The organism is Clostridium sp. UBA4548 (assembly GCF_002387895.1).
Taxonomy (GTDB): Bacteria; Bacillota; Clostridia; order Clostridiales; family Clostridiaceae; genus Clostridium_J.
The window spans coordinates 60409-77345 of record NZ_DGLI01000029.1; the positions used below are offsets into that span (position 1 = coordinate 60409).

General features: G+C 30.8%; 18 protein-coding genes. 14 read left to right on the forward strand and 4 right to left on the reverse strand.

Annotated features, from left to right (window positions below; genetic code table 11):
* Window positions 1–4 precede the first annotated feature (4 nt).
* The 3 genes from B3040_RS12370 to B3040_RS12380 all read left to right on the forward strand — a co-directional run bounded on the left by B3040_RS12370 (window position 5) and on the right by B3040_RS12380 (window position 5108).
* Complete coding sequence (locus B3040_RS12370; protein ID WP_291573738.1) at window positions 5–2926, forward strand: response regulator; 2922 nt, start codon at window positions 5–7, stop codon at window positions 2924–2926.
* A gap of 371 nt (window positions 2927–3297) precedes the next feature.
* Complete coding sequence (locus B3040_RS12375) at window positions 3298–4431, forward strand: CheR family methyltransferase (RefSeq protein ID WP_291573740.1); 1134 nt, start codon at window positions 3298–3300, stop codon at window positions 4429–4431.
* A 203-nt stretch (window positions 4432–4634) separates the two neighbouring features.
* Window positions 4635–5108: a hypothetical protein gene (locus B3040_RS12380; protein WP_291573742.1), complete on the forward strand. Its 474-nt coding sequence runs from the start codon at window positions 4635–4637 to the stop codon at window positions 5106–5108.
* A 64-nt stretch (window positions 5109–5172) separates the two neighbouring features.
* On the opposite strand, the gene B3040_RS12385 is transcribed toward B3040_RS12380, so the two are convergent.
* A complete protein-coding gene (locus B3040_RS12385; RefSeq protein WP_291573744.1) occupies window positions 5173–6096 on the reverse strand; it encodes an alpha/beta hydrolase in 924 nt (307 codons plus the stop codon).
* A 354-nt stretch (window positions 6097–6450) separates the two neighbouring features.
* Here B3040_RS12385 and B3040_RS12390 point away from each other — a divergent pair, with 354 nt between their 5' ends.
* Both B3040_RS12390 and B3040_RS12395 read left to right on the forward strand, forming a co-directional pair.
* Complete coding sequence (locus B3040_RS12390; protein WP_291573746.1) at window positions 6451–6720, forward strand: hypothetical protein; 270 nt, start codon at window positions 6451–6453, stop codon at window positions 6718–6720.
* Window positions 6721–6756: 36 nt separating this feature from the next.
* A complete protein-coding gene (locus B3040_RS12395; protein WP_291573749.1) occupies window positions 6757–7008 on the forward strand; it encodes a hypothetical protein in 252 nt (83 codons plus the stop codon).
* A 64-nt stretch (window positions 7009–7072) separates the two neighbouring features.
* On the opposite strand, the gene B3040_RS12400 is transcribed toward B3040_RS12395, so the two are convergent.
* Together B3040_RS12400 and B3040_RS12405 are read right to left on the reverse strand one after the other, a co-directional pair.
* Window positions 7073–7378: a spore coat protein gene (locus B3040_RS12400; RefSeq protein WP_291573750.1), complete on the reverse strand. Its 306-nt coding sequence runs from the start codon at window positions 7376–7378 to the stop codon at window positions 7073–7075.
* Window positions 7379–7436: 58 nt separating this feature from the next.
* Complete coding sequence (locus B3040_RS12405) at window positions 7437–7574, reverse strand: hypothetical protein (RefSeq protein WP_349679178.1); 138 nt, start codon at window positions 7572–7574, stop codon at window positions 7437–7439.
* Window positions 7575–7932: 358 nt separating this feature from the next.
* Here B3040_RS12405 and B3040_RS12410 point away from each other — a divergent pair, with 358 nt between their 5' ends.
* From B3040_RS12410 to B3040_RS12435, 6 genes are all read left to right on the forward strand, one after another.
* The gene (locus tag B3040_RS12410) at window positions 7933–8868 is read left to right on the forward strand and encodes a TIGR01212 family radical SAM protein (RefSeq protein ID WP_291573756.1); all 936 of its coding nucleotides are present in this window, start codon (window positions 7933–7935) and stop codon (window positions 8866–8868) included.
* Window positions 8869–9597, forward strand: a complete 729-nt coding sequence (locus B3040_RS12415) for a 2-phosphosulfolactate phosphatase family protein (RefSeq protein ID WP_291573757.1) — start codon at window positions 8869–8871, stop codon at window positions 9595–9597.
* A 380-nt stretch (window positions 9598–9977) separates the two neighbouring features.
* Window positions 9978–10736 carry a threonine/serine exporter family protein gene (locus tag B3040_RS12420; protein WP_291573759.1) on the forward strand — a complete coding sequence of 253 codons (759 nt, stop codon included), beginning with the start codon at window positions 9978–9980 and terminating at the stop codon, window positions 10734–10736.
* Window positions 10733–11182, forward strand: coding sequence for a threonine/serine exporter family protein (locus tag B3040_RS12425; protein ID WP_291573761.1), 450 nt, complete (start codon window positions 10733–10735; stop codon window positions 11180–11182). Before B3040_RS12420 ends, B3040_RS12425 begins: the two co-directional genes overlap by 4 nt.
* Window positions 11183–11872: 690 nt before the next feature.
* A complete protein-coding gene (locus tag B3040_RS12430) occupies window positions 11873–12475 on the forward strand; it encodes a DNA-3-methyladenine glycosylase family protein (protein WP_291573763.1) in 603 nt (200 codons plus the stop codon).
* A gap of 506 nt (window positions 12476–12981) precedes the next feature.
* On the forward strand, window positions 12982–13539 hold the full coding sequence (locus B3040_RS12435) for a 4Fe-4S binding protein (RefSeq protein ID WP_291573766.1): 558 nt from the start codon (window positions 12982–12984) through the stop codon (window positions 13537–13539).
* A 279-nt stretch (window positions 13540–13818) separates the two neighbouring features.
* Here the strand turns inward: B3040_RS12435 and B3040_RS12440 are convergent, their stop codons facing one another.
* Entirely contained in the window at window positions 13819–15258 is a 1440-nt protein-coding gene (locus B3040_RS12440; RefSeq protein ID WP_291573768.1) for an MATE family efflux transporter, read from the reverse strand.
* A 741-nt stretch (window positions 15259–15999) separates the two neighbouring features.
* Between B3040_RS12440 and B3040_RS12445 the strand changes: the two genes are divergently transcribed.
* The 3 genes from B3040_RS12445 to B3040_RS12455 are packed head-to-tail and all read left to right on the forward strand — an operon-like array spanning window position 16000 to window position 16628.
* Entirely contained in the window at window positions 16000–16221 is a 222-nt protein-coding gene (locus B3040_RS12445) for a DUF1659 domain-containing protein (protein ID WP_291573770.1), read from the forward strand.
* 2 nt (window positions 16222–16223) lie between these two features.
* Window positions 16224–16397, forward strand: a complete 174-nt coding sequence (locus tag B3040_RS12450) for a hypothetical protein (protein WP_291573772.1) — start codon at window positions 16224–16226, stop codon at window positions 16395–16397.
* Between the two features lie 12 nt (window positions 16398–16409).
* On the forward strand, window positions 16410–16628 hold the full coding sequence (locus tag B3040_RS12455) for a DUF2922 domain-containing protein (protein WP_291573774.1): 219 nt from the start codon (window positions 16410–16412) through the stop codon (window positions 16626–16628).
* Window positions 16629–16937 lie beyond the last annotated feature (309 nt).

Here is a 16937-nt window from a genome sequence, read left to right on the forward strand (position 1 = left end):
TAACATGAAAGTACTCGAAAAGATAAGTGTAAGAAAAAGACTTATGGCTGTATTAGCTATATGGATATCAACTTTTATTTTCTTTGGAGCTTTAGCTATTAGGGAAATGAACGTTTTAGGTAATGTAACTAGGGAATTATACTATCATTCTCTTCCAGTTGCTAATGCTGCAATAGAGGCAAGGGTAAATATCATTAAAGTTCAAAAGGATATTAGAGAGTTAATATTATCAAGAAATAGTATAGAACTAGAGATTCTAACAAAAAAGATTGAAGAAGCAGATAAAATAATTTTGGATAACTTAAACATAATTAAAGCTCAAACCCAAATAGAAAATACTAGAGACTTAGAAATAGAGGTAAGAGATACTTTTAGGCAATGGCAGGAATATAGAAAAAAAATTATTGCTACTGTTAGAGCAGGAAATGTAGGAGAAGCTAATGAGCTAATAAAGAGTGTTAATAATAACTTTGTGGGAACCCTTGAAAGTTTATTAGACTCTATAGATAATAACTCTACTATTAATGCAGAAAATTTAACAAATAAGTCAAAGGAAATAGAACAAAGGGAAGCTATACTGCTTATTTCAACTATATGTACACTTATCATAGTATTTATAATTATCTTCATCTTTGTAACTAAAAGTATTTTATTACCAATAGATAAATTGCAAAGTGTTATGAATACAGTGATTAATTCAGGGGAACTTATCACCGTAGATATAAAAGGTAATAATGAAATCTCATTAATGTCGAATTATTACAATGATTTGGTAAATAAGTTAAGGTATAGTTTTTTTATAAAGGATAATCAAAATCAGTTAAATGAAAAGGTTTCAGTTTGTGATACCATAGAGGAATTTGCTGAAACCACTATAAGTCACTTAGCTAGAGCTACTTCTTCGGCAAAGGGAGTTTTTTATGTATATAATAGAAGTAAGAAGCAGCTAGAACTAAAGGGTACATTTGCATTTTCTGAAGAAGATAAGCCTATAATAAAAATTATAAAAGGAGAAGGAATAATAGGACAAGTTGCTCTTGAGAAAAAGTCCATAATGCTAAAAAGTACAGACAATATAAACACACTTATCTCCACAGGAACATTTATGGAGAAAGTTAATAATATATATGCATTTCCATTAATGTATAAGGAAGAACTTTATGGAGTTATAGAACTTGCTTCCTTGAATAGCTATGAGGAGAAGACCATTGAATTCTTGGAATCTATAAGTAATGTCATTTCAATTAATTTATATTCAGCTATGCAGAGGGAAAGAATAAAAGAGCTTTTCAAAGTATCTGAAGATGCCAGAAGGGAAGCCAATGAAAAGTCAAGAGAGCTAGCTAAGGCAAATGAAACCCTATATAGGCATCAGGAATATTTACAGCAGCAAAGTGCAGAGCTACAGCAAAGCAATGCAGAATTAGAAGAACAACAACAACTTTTGCAACAGCAAAGTGAAGAGTTACAGCAAACTAATGCGGAGCTAGAAGAACAACAGCAATTGCTACAGCAGCAAAGTGAGGAAATGCAGCAAACTAATACAATATTAGAGGAGCAGCAGGAACAACTTAATGAGCAAAAAACTCTTTTGCAAGAGCAAAATAGAAGACTTGAGACCTACACTGTTGAACTCTCAAAGAAAACTCAAGAGTTAGAGCTCACTAACAAGTATAAATCAGAGTTTTTATCAAATATGTCCCATGAACTTAGAACTCCTTTAAATTCTATTATCCTATTGTCAAAGTTACTTTTAGATAAGAGTAAGGAAAGATTAAGTGTAGGAGATGAAGAGAAGATTGCTGTTATAAATAAGTCTGGACAGGAACTTTTAAGGTTAATAAATGATGTGCTAGATCTTTCTAAGGTAGAATCAGGAGTAATGAGTTTAGATAAGTATAATTTTCATTCTAGAAGCATCTCTAAAGAGATAAAGGATATGTTTGTAAATGTAGCCATAGAAAAAGGTCTAGAATTCCAAGTAAAGGATAAACTGATTAAAGATTTATATGGGGATGAACATAAGATATCCCAAATTTTAAGAAACTTAATTTCCAATGCAATAAAGTTCACTGAAAGGGGACAGGTAGAGCTTGAAATTCAAAAAGACACATTAGATAAAGACACAGTTCTATTTACTATTAGAGATACTGGAATAGGAATATCTAAGGAAAAACAAGCTATTATTTTTAATGAATTTCAGCAGGGTGATGGATCAGTATCTAGAAAGTACGGTGGCACAGGTCTTGGATTGTCTATATCCAGAAAGTTAGCAGAACTAATGGATGGAGAAATAAAAGTTAATAGCATACCGGGACAAGGTAGTGAATTCTTATTGAGAATTCCTAATTTAATTGTAAACAGTTATAAATCCAATAATACCTCAGGTAAGAAGCCTCACAAGGAAGATGCAGATGGTATTGGATTTTTACCAGTGAAGGATATTGAGACAGAAAAGTCTAAGTTTTATACAAGTAATGGTAATATTGAAAGTGAAAACTGTTATAAAGACTCTAAGAAATTATTACAGTCAGTAAAAGAAAGTAATTTAAGTCTTAAAGGTAAAACTATTCTTATTGTGGATGATGACCCAAGAAATATATTTACTTTAGCCTCAACTTTGGAGGAGTATGATGGAACTGTTATAGAAGCAAGTAGCGGAAGATCGGCACTAGATAAGCTTCATAAGAAGAAGATAGACTTGGTGCTGACGGATATTATGATGCCAGAAATGGACGGCTATGAAGTCATAACACATATAAGAAAAGATGAAAATTATAATAATATTCCAATCATAGCAGTTACAGCTAAGTCCTTAAAGGAAGAACGAGAAAAGTGCATAGCTGTAGGGGCTAGTGATTATGTATCTAAACCTGTAGATTATGATAGCTTGATAAGAATAATCAAGGCATGGATTGATAGATAGAAATAAAACTTATTAAGTGTAAATTTGGATATAATTGTATTATATGATAACAATAGTCTAGTATAAATAATGAATTACTAGACTATTATTATTGAGATAAATAAAAAATAAAAATATAATATAGCACTATATACTTTTAAACTTCCTTTTATCTATATATAATATAGCTTAGAAACTAAAAAATTAACTTGCAACTTATGGCTTAAATTATAATTTAGGAAAGAGCTAAAGTCTAAAATTTTTTAATTGTAAACTAAATCAAAACTTAGACTATAATAAATCTAAGTTGGTTTTCACAAGGTTTATGAAGGGAAGAAGGATTTGTCTTACCAGTTGTTAAGTCTTTTATTCTACTTTTTAGGGTGATAATTATGAAGATGCAGATAAGTATTAAGGAAAATAATATTAAAGAAGTTTTAGTTATGGGAAATATAAGCTCAAGAGATGAAATAGATGCACTAATTGGAGAATTAAATGAAGGAGAGTGTGAGAAATTTCATATTACCTTTTTTGATGCTAATATGATACATGTTGATATAGTTGAAAAGCTTAATTGTTTATATGAAAAAGCTTTATGTAATATATATATTTTTAAGAGATATTTATATTCCTACCTGTATAATCTAGGAATTAGAGCAAAGTATGTTGGCAATAAGCTCTTAAATAAGTGTTATGGAGAGAATGAAAACACGGAAAAACTAAAAGAAGCTGAAGTAAGAGAATTTCTAGAGGATATTAATAAGGCCTATGGATATGATTATAGAGGTTACCAAATTCAAAGTATAGTTAGAAGGATAAATATATCTATGATTAGATCTAATATAAAAAGTTTAAGTGAATTCCGTAAGGCCGTGATTTCGGACAGTAACATTTTAGAGCAGCTATTTCTAGATTTCTCCATAAATACAACAGAATTTTTTAGAGATCCAGAGGTGTTTAAGGTTCTAAGAGAACAGGTGCTTCCAAAGCTTAACACCTTTAATCATATTAAAATTTGGTGTGTAGGTTGTTCCATTGGAAAGGAACCCTACTCATTAGCTATTATGTTGCATGAGTTAGGCCTGCTTAATAAGACTCAAATTTATGCCACGGATATAAATCCCTATGTCATAGAAGAGGGAAAAAATGGTTTGTTTGCTAAGAGAGATTTAGAAAAGGAAATTATGAATTACAATAGTGCCCAAGGAGAAAAGAGTTTTCTCGACTACTTTGATGTAACGGATCAATATATCAAAATTAAAAGCTTTCTAAAGGAAAAAATATTATTTTTCTCTCATAGTCTTATAAGTAATGGAAACTTAAATGAATTTACTTTAATCCTTTGTAGAAATGTACTTATTTACTTTACACCAGAACTTCAAGGACAAGTTTTAGAGAATTTTTATAATTCTCTTGATAGAAGCGGATTTTTAGTGTTGGGAAAAAGTGAAGGTCTCATGCTAAATGATGGAGAGAGGTATTTTAAAGATTATATGGAAAGAGAAAAGATATTTATAGTAAAATAGATTATACTTAATTACTTTAAGAAATATAAGGAAATAGCGAAATTATTGGATTAAAAGGTCTGAGAATTAAATATAGAAATTTTATGAAATAACTTGAAGATAAGAGTCACCTCTCAATATTTTACAAATATTATGTTAGTAAAGATATTGAAAAAGGTGGCTTTTTTATTTTACAGGTTCATAGGAATTTCTGGGGGTGATATATGAGAAAGGGGTATAGCATAGTAATTTTAATTATAGTTACCGCAATTGCTTCAATGGGGATTACTAAATTAGTTTTAAACCATACTGAACCTAGTTTTTACAAAATTGATTATCTAGCAAGGGATATAAAAATTGAAGATTTCCAACTGGTCTCCATAGGTAAAAGTGTATATATTCCTATGGGACTTAAGATACAGTATAAGGGAAATAAAAACGTAAAGGTAAATTTTTTAATTATTGGGTTAAAAAAAGGTGAGGAATATCTTTTTAGTATGACTACGGGTAACTTTGAATTTACAACAGAAAATAGGGAAAAATACTTACCATCCAATACGTATCTAAGGAAAATAGATATATCTAAAGATGCAAATTTAGATTTAATGGTGGAATACGAAATTGGTATTGATGTAGTAAGAGAACATATAAAGATAAATTTAGAAGATTATAAGAACAAGGACATATTAAGGGATTGATATACTATATTAAAAAAGTAGTAGCCTCCAAAGGTCAGTGGAAGCTACTATTTCTGTGTTTTATCTATAATAGGGACTTAATCCATTGAATAGTATCTCTCATAACTTGCTCGTTATTGAGTTCATTAAGCATTTCATGTCTCCCCCCAGTGTATAGCTTATAGGTGACACTTTTAATATTTAAAGTTTTATAAGTGTTATATAAACTTATTATGCCTTTCCCGTAATTACCTACAGGGTCTGCATTTCCAGCGAAGATATAAATAGGCAAATCTACAGAGATGTTATTTAAGTTTTTTTCCTTATGAATGGTTTTCATACCTTTAAATAAATCATAGAAAAAGGATACAGGAAACAATGTGCCGCAGTAAGGGTCTGCTATATACTTCTTAACTTCTTCTTCATCCCTTGTAAGCCAATCAAAAGGAGTATTAGCAGCAGTAATCTTTTTATTATAACTACCAAAGGCAAGTTTATCTATAAACTTGCTTTTATGCTTTCTGCCTTTAGACTTCATAATAGATTTAGTAAGGAATATTCCTAAGTTTACAGCCGTTGGAGGCTTTCCATTAGTACCAGAGAGAATAACCCCAGCTAAGCCGTTTCCATAGAGCTCTATATACCTTTGAGCTAAAAAGGAACCCATGCTATGTGAAAAAAGTATTATTTTCATTTCAGGATTTTCTTCTCTTATAATATCCGTAAGCTTTTTCATATCTTCTACCATATCCTCAAAGCCGTCATTATCACTTATATATCCAAGTTCCTCCATGGAATTTGAGGATTTGCCATGACCTCTATGGTCATTTGCATAAACTAAAAAGCCTTCCTCGGTTAGTCTTTGGGCAAAGAGCTCATATCTTATAGCTCTTTCACTCATGCCATGAGCAATCTGTATTACAGCTTTTATTTTAATACTAGGAATCCATTTGTGGACGTTAATTTCTATTCCATCCTTATTTTTAAATGTAAAATCTTCTCTGATCATTTTAACACCTTCTAAATTAATTATTATGTGTATTTATAAGAAACTTAAAATTTAATGTCCTAAGTTTTACGTGGTATAGCATAGGTAAGTTAATAGTAACGTAAATAATTGTGTTGGTACTGAGTTTGTCAAAATTAGATTGATATTATTTTACCACATTTAGGTAAGAGTTTAAATTCAAAGTTCTAGATAGAGATAAAGATTGATATATATAACTTAGTAAGGAGCCTCTTGAAAATTTATACCTGAAGTTTTTCAAGATGTTTTGAGAAGAATGTTAACTTATTCTGTATACATATGTAATAAATTTACTTATAATATAATTAAAGGAATGTATGTTAAGGAGGAAATTATATGAGCTTTGCTATTAATATTTTATTACTAATATCAATGTTTTTTATTGGTTTTGGATTAGGACACACAACCTTTAAGAAAAAATCTTGGTACTATGATGTAATGCTTGTACTTTTAATAATTGTTTCTACTTTTATAGGGGTAAGCACTTACATTGTTGATGCGTGGGAAGTTCAATTAAGAATGCCACAAACTTTACAAATGATTTTTTTAGGAGTTTTAGTTAGAAGAATATTAGGTTTCCGCTTAAAATCTATTAAAGTTAATTAATATGTGTTTACAGGTGTATTCAAAGGAGGCTATAAATTGTGGGCTTTAATACTAATCATATTAAATATTCCTATATATAAATGGTTGTTTAAGAAGTTTTTTCCTAGTAGTGGGGAGTTTTCAGAGGCTTTAAACTATTATTTTACACCTGATATATTTTCACTATTTAAGGGCAATTACACAAAGGATGTGCTAGCAGAATTTAAACTAGGAGCTTTTGTGTTTTGTTGTATTATTTTAACTGCATTAGAATATGGCGTAATTAAATTTGTTTATAATATTTTCTAAGTAAATAAATTAAAATCCTCTAAACCATAGGGTGGGCTTCACCAAAGTAGTTTAAGGGGATTTTTTATTTCATCTTCTCAGCAAGAGTTAGTGAGGTTTCTGTTACTTTCATATCAACTTCAAACTGCTCTTTTAGATTGTAGGCGTGATAATATCCATTTTTCATCATATAGTTTGTAATAGTTGCATGGGTTGCAATGACATGTCTTAACTGGATTTTAAGAACTTCTCTTACCTTTGGAGACGTGGTTTCAGTTAATGCCATGGAATAGTTTATTACTCCGTTTTTAGCTGCTATTAAAAAGTCAGTGGCAATAACTTGGTCAGTAAGTTTATCCATGCCAGTAAGCATTTCAACTAGTGTATTCATAAATTCACCGCCCTGTATATCTTTTATTTATTCTCAGATTGTTTAACATTGTAAGTGTCTATATGTTAGGAAGTCTATCCCAGTCACTTCTAGCCTCTTCCATTAGAGTTTTTAATTCCTTTATATGCTCTTCCCCTAAGATAGCATCTTGGTTTAATATACCCTTTAGTTCTTCATCAGAAACCAACTTTGACATGGTGAGGGATTTTGTTAAGCATAAGTTTTTAAAGATTAACATCTCATGTAGTTTAAGGTTTATTGCGTTTTGTAGTTCAGTAAGCTTAGTAATAGAAAAATTTAAAACTATGGAAATTTTTATTTTATAGGGGTAAACTATTACTTAAAGAAGGAAAAAATGTAGAGTAGTGGGGACAATATAATAAAATGTGCATAACTAATTAAGTTATTTAAATTACTGTGGATTAATTTATCTATAAGGAGATATTATATTAAGTTTTAGCAATTATACTAAAAGTTTAGATGAGATAATAGATAATTATGAAGTTAGTTAAAGATAAATGAAGGGGTTAAAACTATAAAAGGTGAGGTTACATATGACAAAACAATGGAATAGTAAAAGATATCATAGCCTTAATTATTTTTTAAGGGAAAAGTTTGGGGAAAAGGTTTTTAAAATATCTTTGGATGCAGGATTTTCCTGTCCTAATAGGGATGGGACCATAAGCAAGGGTGGTTGTGTTTTTTGCTCTGAAAGAGGTTCTGGAGATTTTGCTGGAGATAGGTGTTTTTCTATAACTAAGCAGTTTGAGAATATAAAAACTATGATGAATAAGAAATGGAAGGATGGAAAGTATATTGCATATTTTCAAGCCTATACCAATACCTATGCACCAATAGAAGTGTTAAGGGCAAAATATGAAGAAGCAGTAACTCAAGATGATGTAGTAGGACTTGCTATTGCTACGAGACCAGATTGCTTAAAGGATGAAGTGTTGGACTTACTAGAAGAATACTCAAAGAAGGTATACACCTGGGTAGAACTTGGGCTACAGACCTTTAAGGATGATACTGCAAAGCTAATAAATAGAGGCTATAAGCTAGAGGTTTTTGAGGAAGCAGTAAAAAAGCTTAGAGAAAGAAATATAGATGTGGTGGTTCATGTGATTTTTGGTCTTCCAGGAGAAAGCAGAGAAGATATGCTTAATACTATAGAATATTTATCACAGATGGATGTGCAAGGAATTAAGCTTCACTTGCTTCATTTAATGAAAAATACTCCACTAGAAATCTTATATAATAAGGGTATGCTAAAGCTCCTAGAAATGGAGGAGTATCTAGAATTAATTACAACGGCTATAACTATGCTTCCAGAAGAAATTGTAGTTCATAGACTTACAGGGGATGCCCCAAGGGAACTTTTAATTGGTCCAATATGGAGTCTTAGAAAATGGGAAGTTTTAAATGCCATAGATAAAAAGCTTCAGGATGAGGATTTATATCAAGGAAAGAACTTTATAGGAGGTATCTAAATGAAAGTAGATATAATTATTTCAGCATCAGATATAAAGAAAGAAAAACTTAAGGAAAAAGTGGTAGTAGTAATAGATGTGCTTAGAGCTACCACTGTTATGGTGACAGCACTTAATAATGGCTGCACAGAAGTAATTCCAGCAAGAGAAATAGAAGAAGCTTTAGAAATAGTTGGGAATGAAAGAGAAAAATATATATTAGGTGGAGAAAGAAATGCCCTAAAAATAAAAGGTTTTGACTTTTCAAACTCTCCTTTAGATTATACAAGAGAAAACGTAGAGGGAAGAACTCTTGTGATGACTACTTCTAATGGAACAAAGGCTATTAAAAACAGCGAAGGGGCAGAGCATATTTTTATTGCTGCCATGATTAATGGAAAAGCTGTAGCTGAAAAACTTATAGAACTTAATAAAGATGTGATTTTTGTTAATGCAGGAACTGCTGGCGAGTTTTCTATAGACGATTTTTTAACTAGTGGATATATTATAAATTGTTTAAAGCATATAGCTAAAGAGGAAAATAGAGAAGAGCTAGTTTTAACAGATATAGCAACTACTTCTCATTATATTTATGAAAATAATCAAGACCTGTTTGGCTTTGTAAAATATGCAACTCATTATAAGAGAATAAAGGAGCTTGGACTTCAAGAGGATTTAAAATATTGCTTAACTAAGGATATTGTCCATATAGTACCTGAATATAAGGATAACAAGATAAAGGTGGATTAGAAATTATCAGTTTGAGTTACTTTTAATATTCTAAGGAGTTAAATTTATACATTACAATTCTGTATAAAAAGAAAAAGCCCTACTTGGAGGGCTTTTCCCCTATAAAGTTAGTAAAATATCTCTAGGTCCAAAGGATGGAAGGACTTAGAGTGGGAAAATGGGGATTTTCCCGAACTTATGTTCGATATGATTATAAAATAGAAAGTTTTGCTTGTCAAGAAGTTTTATCAAAGAACTTTTAAATTTCTCTATCAATTAATAATAAATTAAAATGAAAACAGATAAAGAAGGTGCTATAATATCTTTGGCATAGGTTTCAAAGAAAAAATTAGTATAGAGGCTATGTATAAGTGAAAAACTTTTTATTAAGGAGAAGATTTATGGAGGCAAAAAAAGTTTTAGAAATTGCACTTTCTGCAGGACAAATGCTCATTGGAAACGGTGCTGAAGCTTATAGAGTGGAGGAAACCATTGAAAGAATATGTAGAGCGTATAACTTAGAATGTGAGTGTATGGCTACGGCAAAGGGCGTATTTATTTCTGTTATAGATGAAAATGAGGAAAAGGTAACTTCTTTAAAAAAGGTTAGGACAAGAAGAGTAGATTTATATAGGATAGAATTAATTAATTCTTTTTCTAGAACCCTTCAACAGGGAAATATGTCCTTTGAAGAAGCGAAGAAAACCTTAAAGGATATTGAAGGGGCACCTTACTTTAGTTTTCCCTTGAGACTTTTTGCAGCTAGTATGACATCCTTTATTTATTCCTTGTTCTTCAATGGGACAATCTATGATTCTGCTATATCGGCAACCATAAGCATAGGAATTTATTATATGTTGGAAAAAGTATCTGGTATAGGCTTTTTTCAATTCTTTGAATTCTTCTTCTCAGGATTTTTTATTGGAATTGTAAGCTCCTTTATAGAGAGAATAATGCCTTTTGTAAATAAGGATAATATTATAACTGGAGCAATTATGATTCTCCTTCCAGGGGTGGCACTTACAAATGGAATCAAGGATATTATCTATGGAGATTTTACTTCAGGAATTGCAAAGTTTGGTGAGGCAATGCTGATTATTACTGCCATAGGAGCTGGAATTGGTACAGCACTATCGCTTAAAGTGGGGGTAGGGTTATGATTAAACAAATAATACTAGCTTTTCTGGGAAGTATATTCCCAGTAATACTATTTAACATTGATAGAAAAAAGATAATATGGACTGGATTTTCAGGTGCATTCGGATGGGCAGTTTATCTTATTGTGTACAATTATAATAATAGTCCAGTAATGGCTTCCTTTTGTGGGGCTTTCACTGTAGGTTTATATAGTGAGATATTAGCAAGAAGATTAAAAACTCCAACTATGCAGTTTTCTATTCCAGGGATTTTTCCCTTAGTACCAGGTATAACAGCTTATAATACTGTGAATTTTATTGTAGAACAAAGATATAATGAAGCTTTTTCAAAGGGTATGCAGGTGTTAGGGGTTGCAGGGGCTATAGCTTTTGGTATAATGCTTGCCACAACAACCTTTAACCTTATTATGAAAATAATAAAATTAACAACTAGGCAGAGGAACTTTTAGTTCTTCTGTCTTTTTTACTTTTTCTCATTAAAAGTATTTCATAAACTATAGTATAAAAAGTGAAGCTGCCCACGAAAATCCCTTGGGTCTTATTATCCATGCTAGAAGTTGCTAGAACCATAATAAAAGGAAAGCATAAGAATATTTGAAGAAAACGAAAAATAAAAAATTTATTCATATCATCACCTATATTAAATCATCTTTGTTATAAAGGAAATACAACCATATGTTATGAATTAGTTTATTTACAAAGTATGTATTAAGAAAAAGGACTTATTACTTATCAAATAATAAATCCCTTAGCAATGTAAAAAGTAAAAATATGGAAGTTTATATATCTTATTTTTACATTTTCCTATGCAAAATTCAATAAAAATATTACAACAAAATCTTATTATTTACTTATAAATTTTGACGATTAATATATTATCATGTCTTTATTGGTCATTTCTTAATCTAGCTTTCAAACACTTTATTTGATTGCTCTTTGTGCAAAACTACAAACTCATATTGCTTTATTATTTCTAATATTAAATTATATTTCATTTAATAGTCTTATAAGCTGACTCTCTTCATCTTCATCTTCATCTACTTGAGAAAGAGAGTTGATAATTAGTATGCACGTATTAATTCAAATTTCTACTGGTTAATGATATAATCTAAGTAAAAATTCTAAGATGGAGAATACAAATGGAGATTTTTAAATACGGAGATAAAGAAATAGAATACTTAAAAAAGAAAGATAAAAAGCTTGGTGCAGCTATTGAAAAAATTGGTATTATAGAACGTAAGATTACTCCTGATCCTTTTGAAGCCCTAGTTTCAAGTATTGTTAGTCAACAAATCTCAAGCAAGGCTGCGGAAACTGTTTGGAATAGATTTACTAATGTTATTGGAGTAGTTACACCAGAAAATATTGAAAAGGTGAGCCTTGAAGAGATTCAGGGTTGTGGTATGGGCTTAAGGAAAGTAGGATATATTAAAGGAATTGCTGAAGCTGCCATTTCTGGAGAGGTAAACTTTGGAGAGCTTAATAATTTAGCTGATGAGGAGATAGTAAAAAAGCTTTCTGCCTTAAAAGGTGTAGGTGTTTGGACCGCTGAAATGCTCTTGATTTTTTCTTTGTGTAGACCCGATGTAGTAAGCTATGGGGATTTGGCTATTCGCAGAGGAATGATGAATTTATATGGACATAAGGAGCTTTCAAAGGAAAGATTTGAAAGATATAGAAAAAGATATTCACCTTATGGTTCAGTAGCATCATTGTATTTATGGGCCCTTTCAGTATTATAGCATGAGATTAAGTTGATATAGCTTAATATAATAATGCCATTAAAGTAGCAGATGTTTTATAAGGGAATTCATCCATAAAAGCCTTAAGGGAACCAATCTAGGTTTAGGTATGCGTTATTTAGAATTTTGGTTCCCCATATTTGAAAATTCAAACCTGATTTATAATATGGTTAAGCTTTAAAGGTATATGATTGTATTTAATTATATTATGTGTTATTAGGTGTGAAAGTTACATTAGTAGTAAAATAGTCATAGGTTAGAAGTGATAGTTTGATTATATATACCAGAAGGAATTCTAAAAAATACCATAATAAAGTTTTAATACAGTGGTTGACATATTAGCACATATATCGTAATATTTGAATATAATGATTAATATAAATTACATGTGCTCTTGAAAAGATTTTAGGAAACCTTATCGCTAAGGTTAAACATAGTAGTTATACTAAGTTGACTTCGGTTTTTTTATGTAATAAATATATCAATTAATCTAATGGAGGTACATCATGGAGAAGAAAAAAAGAAAGTCGCATCAAGGTTGGTCATGGATACTCATGGTAACTTTTTTAACTTTATCAATACTAGACTATAGGTTCGGAATTTTAGGGGTGGTATGCATGGGAGCACCCATGTATCACGCTATTAGAGGACGTGGAAAGGTTCATTGTTCTTTTTATTGTCCAAGAGGGTCTATTCTAGGAAAGTTTCTAAAAAATATAAGTTTAAACAACAATTTACCTAAAGCTGCTAAATCAAATTTGGTAAAAAATCTTTTATTAACTATCATGATTACTTTACTTACGATAGCTTTATATCATGCTAATCATGATGGTTTTAATTTTTTAAAAACAAGCTTTGCGTTATTCAGATTTATGACTATATCTTTACTAGTAGGTACAATAATGGGGATTATTTTCAAACCAAGAAGTTGGTGCCAAGTCTGTCCTATGGGCCATGGTACAGCATTAATAGATAAGGTAGTAAAGAGTAAAACCTCTAATAGCAAAACATCGATTAATAAGGGGGAAGGTCTAAATGGTAAGAATAAAAAAGTTGCTAGCTAGTGGATTGGTGCTTTGTGCAGTGTATGGAATCTATGTGCTTATAAATTTAAAACCTATGTAAAGAGAAATATTGCAAAATAATTTTAGTGCGTGAAAAGTATCTTAAACGTATATAGTTATAATTAATAAGTTATAAAAACCTCCAGTTATGATAAAAGTAAATTATCGTAACTGGAGGTTTTATTTTTGGTGAAAAAGAAGTTCAGTATTTTAGAGTAGATAGTCTAGTATTATTACACTAATAATACTTTCTTCGTAATCCCTATATTACTGGATTAACTATGATATAGGTTCAACTTCTTCAGAAGCCTCCTCATTTGATATAGTGTTTTTAGAACTTGTTTCATGAGTAAGCTCTTCCTTAGGAGCCTCGCTGTTATTAAAGCTAACCTTCACAAGAGATTTGTTTTTCCATTTTCCAGATCTATAATAAATCACTGTGGCTATGGCTCCAAAAGTCCAACCAGCGGGTATGGACCACCAAATTCCATTACTTCCAAGGAAGGAAGAAAGAATATAAGCTATTGGGAGCCTTATAAGCCATAGGGATAATATAGAAATTATCATTGGGAAAATGGCTTCTCCGGCCCCTCTGTGGACGCCATTTATGATGAACATAGCACCTACTACAAAATAGAAGGGAGCAACTATATTTATATAATTAGCACCTTCAACGACAACTTGAGGCTCATTAGTGAAAATTTCCACTAAAGGTTTAGCAAATAATATTAATATTAAGGCTATACCAATAGACATTACAGTTGACATTATTAAAGTAGTATTCAGCCCTTTTTTTACTCTTTCTGGTTTATTCGCTCCAATATTCTGGCCTACAAAGGTGGAAATAGCTGCACCAAAGTTCATTATTGGCATAGATGCAAAAGAATCTATTTTTGAAGCAGCGGCATAAGCAGCCATAGTGTTTCCACCAAACCCATTAATAAGTCCTTGTAGCATCATCATTCCGAAAGAAAATACCATTTGTTGAATTCCTGAAGGAAGACCTATTCTAATACTATCTTTTAGAATAGCTTTATCAAATTCTAAGTGTCTTATATTAATTTTAAATACCTTATGACGTCTATTTAAGTAGATTACGGCTAAAACAAAGGATATAGCTTGGGAAATAATGGTGGCCCATGCAGCTCCACCTACCCCCATGTTAAATTCTAAAATGAATAGAAGATCTAAAACTATGTTTATTACTGAAGAGATAATTAAGAAGTATACCGGTGTTTTGGAATCTCCAAGTCCCCTTAAGATAGCACTTACAGAGTTGTAACCAAACATACCAATAAGTCCAATAAAAGTTATATCCAAATACTCCTTGGATTGAGCAAAGATTTCTTCAGGTACATTTATAAGCCTTAAAATAGGACCCCCAATTATAAGGCCTAGAATAGTTATAAAAATAGAAGCAAAAAATAAGGTTATATAAGCTGTGTCTATGGTTTTCTTAACCTTATCCATGTCTTTGGCTCCAAAGTATTGAGAAATTAAAATCGTTGATCCCATGGTTACTCCCATTATTAAAGAAATAAGTAAGAAAATTATAGGAAAGCTAGTGCCTACTGCTGCTAGTGCATCTTTACCTAAAAACTTTCCAACAATGATACTATCCACAGTGTTATAAAGTTGTTGGAATACGTTTCCCACCAGCATAGGAAGGGCAAAATAAAATATAAGTTTAGCTTCACTGCCTCTTGTCATATCTTTCATTTAGATGTCCCCCTTTTAAGTTATCAGATTTAAAAATATTTAACATGAGAAAAAAATTAAGGCTTTAAATAAGCCTGTGATTAGTTTCCTTAGTATTAGAATTTTCCTGTGTTTAATTCTAGTATTAAATTATAAAGCTTCAGATATTATAGTAGGTTTTCCTAAAGTGAAAAACCTTTAGGGAAACGAAATATATGTGACTATATTATTATACTATAAGAATGCTTGTTTACTCAATTTACAGTTGTGAATAAAATGTAAAATATGAAGAGGACTATGAAAAACTTTGCCAAACTTCATAGGGGTTTTAGAAACACATTCATGTGTTTTAATTCATTATACTTGTAGGTGTAATTTGAAACCTGTGAAAAGTTATGTTTAGGGAATTTGTGAAACTCGTGTATAAAATTTATTAACACGAAAATGGGTAGTTATCCACAACTAGCAAGACTATAAAACCCTGATTGTGGAGGAATTTTCATAATAATCACAAATTTAATCCACATTATCCACAAAGTTATTAACAATTGCTATCCACAATATTGTTCACAGCTTTTCCCGTGACAAGAATGTTTTATTAAATAAGATATTGTTAGACTATTAACTAAGACAAATTTGCTTTAAGCCACAAGACCGAGATATCCTACAAATAATAAAGATGTTTTAAAAATAAAAAAGTTTCAAAAATCCATGAAATCTCTCTTTAAACTGCATATCTAAATATTGAAAGGAGTTGGTAGTATGATAAATTCAATTAAAAAAACATCAGCAGTTATCTTAACTTACAAGGTGGGGGTTAATGGAAAGGGGGAAGATGTATTTACATCTCAAAGATTCGCAAAAGTAAATAAGGCAGCCACTGTAGAGGAAATACACAATTTTGCAAAGGCTATGGAAGCTTTATTAGCTTACCCACTATATGAGGTTAAAAAGGCAGAAGACTTCAGTATAGTAGAGGCTTAGTTATGAAAGGAGTAGTTTATCTAGTGAAGGAAGTTATAAAGTCATTTCTGGATAATCTACTTATAAGGGTAGTAGGTTTAGTTAAAAGCTCAAGGGTAAATCAACTTAAAAATATAAGCTTTGAATTTACCAATGGAGAAGAAACAAAATTTATTTTAATTTATAAGAGAAAATAAGGAGGAGATTATATGAGTAAGGATTTATTAATGGGATTTTCAGATATAAAGGGAGCAAAGGTTACCTTAAGATTAAGGAACGTAAAGGATATAATCACTGAGCAGGAGATTAGTACTGCTATGGATGCAGTGATGAATTCTAAGCTTTTCCAGGGGAAGAATGGAGAACTTAAAAACAAGGAATACGCTAGTATAGTTGAAACTAATAAAACTATATATGATGAGATTTAGTAAGGCTTCGATGTGACAAGCCTCCTAGGGGCTATGTGGAGGAATAAAATGAACAATGGATTTTGGTTATAGCCGAGTCTTTTAACAGAGAGGTGCATTTGCACCTCTTTTTTTTATGAGCAAAAGTAAGAGCCCTTTCATAAAAATAAAGGTTGTAGTTAGGAATATATAAATTTACAAAAATAATAGTACCTTTGTATAGTATGCAGATAAGAAGAGTTAAGGCTTAACTTCCGAATGAAGCTAATTGGTTTTCTTAAGACCTTTTGAAGTGAATAAGTTAAAGCTTGCTCTTTTTAAAACGAAAAT

What these genes read in the sequence shown, in the direction of transcription:
- B3040_RS12370 (WP_291573738.1), top strand. Translation starts at nt 5, where the DNA reads ATGAAAGTACTCGAAAAGATAAGTGTAAGAAAAAGACTTATGGCTGTA.
- B3040_RS12375 (WP_291573740.1), top strand. Translation starts at nt 3,298, where the DNA reads ATGAAGATGCAGATAAGTATTAAGGAAAATAATATTAAAGAAGTTTTA.
- B3040_RS12380 (WP_291573742.1), top strand. Translation starts at nt 4,635, where the DNA reads ATGAGAAAGGGGTATAGCATAGTAATTTTAATTATAGTTACCGCAATT.
- B3040_RS12385 (WP_291573744.1), bottom strand. Translation starts at nt 6,096, where the DNA reads ATGATCAGAGAAGATTTTACATTTAAAAATAAGGATGGAATAGAAATT.
- B3040_RS12390 (WP_291573746.1), top strand. Translation starts at nt 6,451, where the DNA reads ATGAGCTTTGCTATTAATATTTTATTACTAATATCAATGTTTTTTATT.
- B3040_RS12400 (WP_291573750.1), bottom strand. Translation starts at nt 7,378, where the DNA reads ATGAATACACTAGTTGAAATGCTTACTGGCATGGATAAACTTACTGAC.
- B3040_RS12405 (WP_349679178.1), bottom strand. Translation starts at nt 7,574, where the DNA reads ATGTCAAAGTTGGTTTCTGATGAAGAACTAAAGGGTATATTAAACCAA.
- B3040_RS12410 (WP_291573756.1), top strand. Translation starts at nt 7,933, where the DNA reads ATGACAAAACAATGGAATAGTAAAAGATATCATAGCCTTAATTATTTT.
- B3040_RS12415 (WP_291573757.1), top strand. Translation starts at nt 8,869, where the DNA reads ATGAAAGTAGATATAATTATTTCAGCATCAGATATAAAGAAAGAAAAA.
- B3040_RS12420 (WP_291573759.1), top strand. Translation starts at nt 9,978, where the DNA reads ATGGAGGCAAAAAAAGTTTTAGAAATTGCACTTTCTGCAGGACAAATG.
- B3040_RS12425 (WP_291573761.1), top strand. Translation starts at nt 10,733, where the DNA reads ATGATTAAACAAATAATACTAGCTTTTCTGGGAAGTATATTCCCAGTA.
- B3040_RS12430 (WP_291573763.1), top strand. Translation starts at nt 11,873, where the DNA reads ATGGAGATTTTTAAATACGGAGATAAAGAAATAGAATACTTAAAAAAG.
- B3040_RS12435 (WP_291573766.1), top strand. Translation starts at nt 12,982, where the DNA reads ATGGAGAAGAAAAAAAGAAAGTCGCATCAAGGTTGGTCATGGATACTC.
- B3040_RS12440 (WP_291573768.1), bottom strand. Translation starts at nt 15,258, where the DNA reads ATGAAAGATATGACAAGAGGCAGTGAAGCTAAACTTATATTTTATTTT.
- B3040_RS12445 (WP_291573770.1), top strand. Translation starts at nt 16,000, where the DNA reads ATGATAAATTCAATTAAAAAAACATCAGCAGTTATCTTAACTTACAAG.
- B3040_RS12450 (WP_291573772.1), top strand. Translation starts at nt 16,224, where the DNA reads ATGAAAGGAGTAGTTTATCTAGTGAAGGAAGTTATAAAGTCATTTCTG.
- B3040_RS12455 (WP_291573774.1), top strand. Translation starts at nt 16,410, where the DNA reads ATGAGTAAGGATTTATTAATGGGATTTTCAGATATAAAGGGAGCAAAG.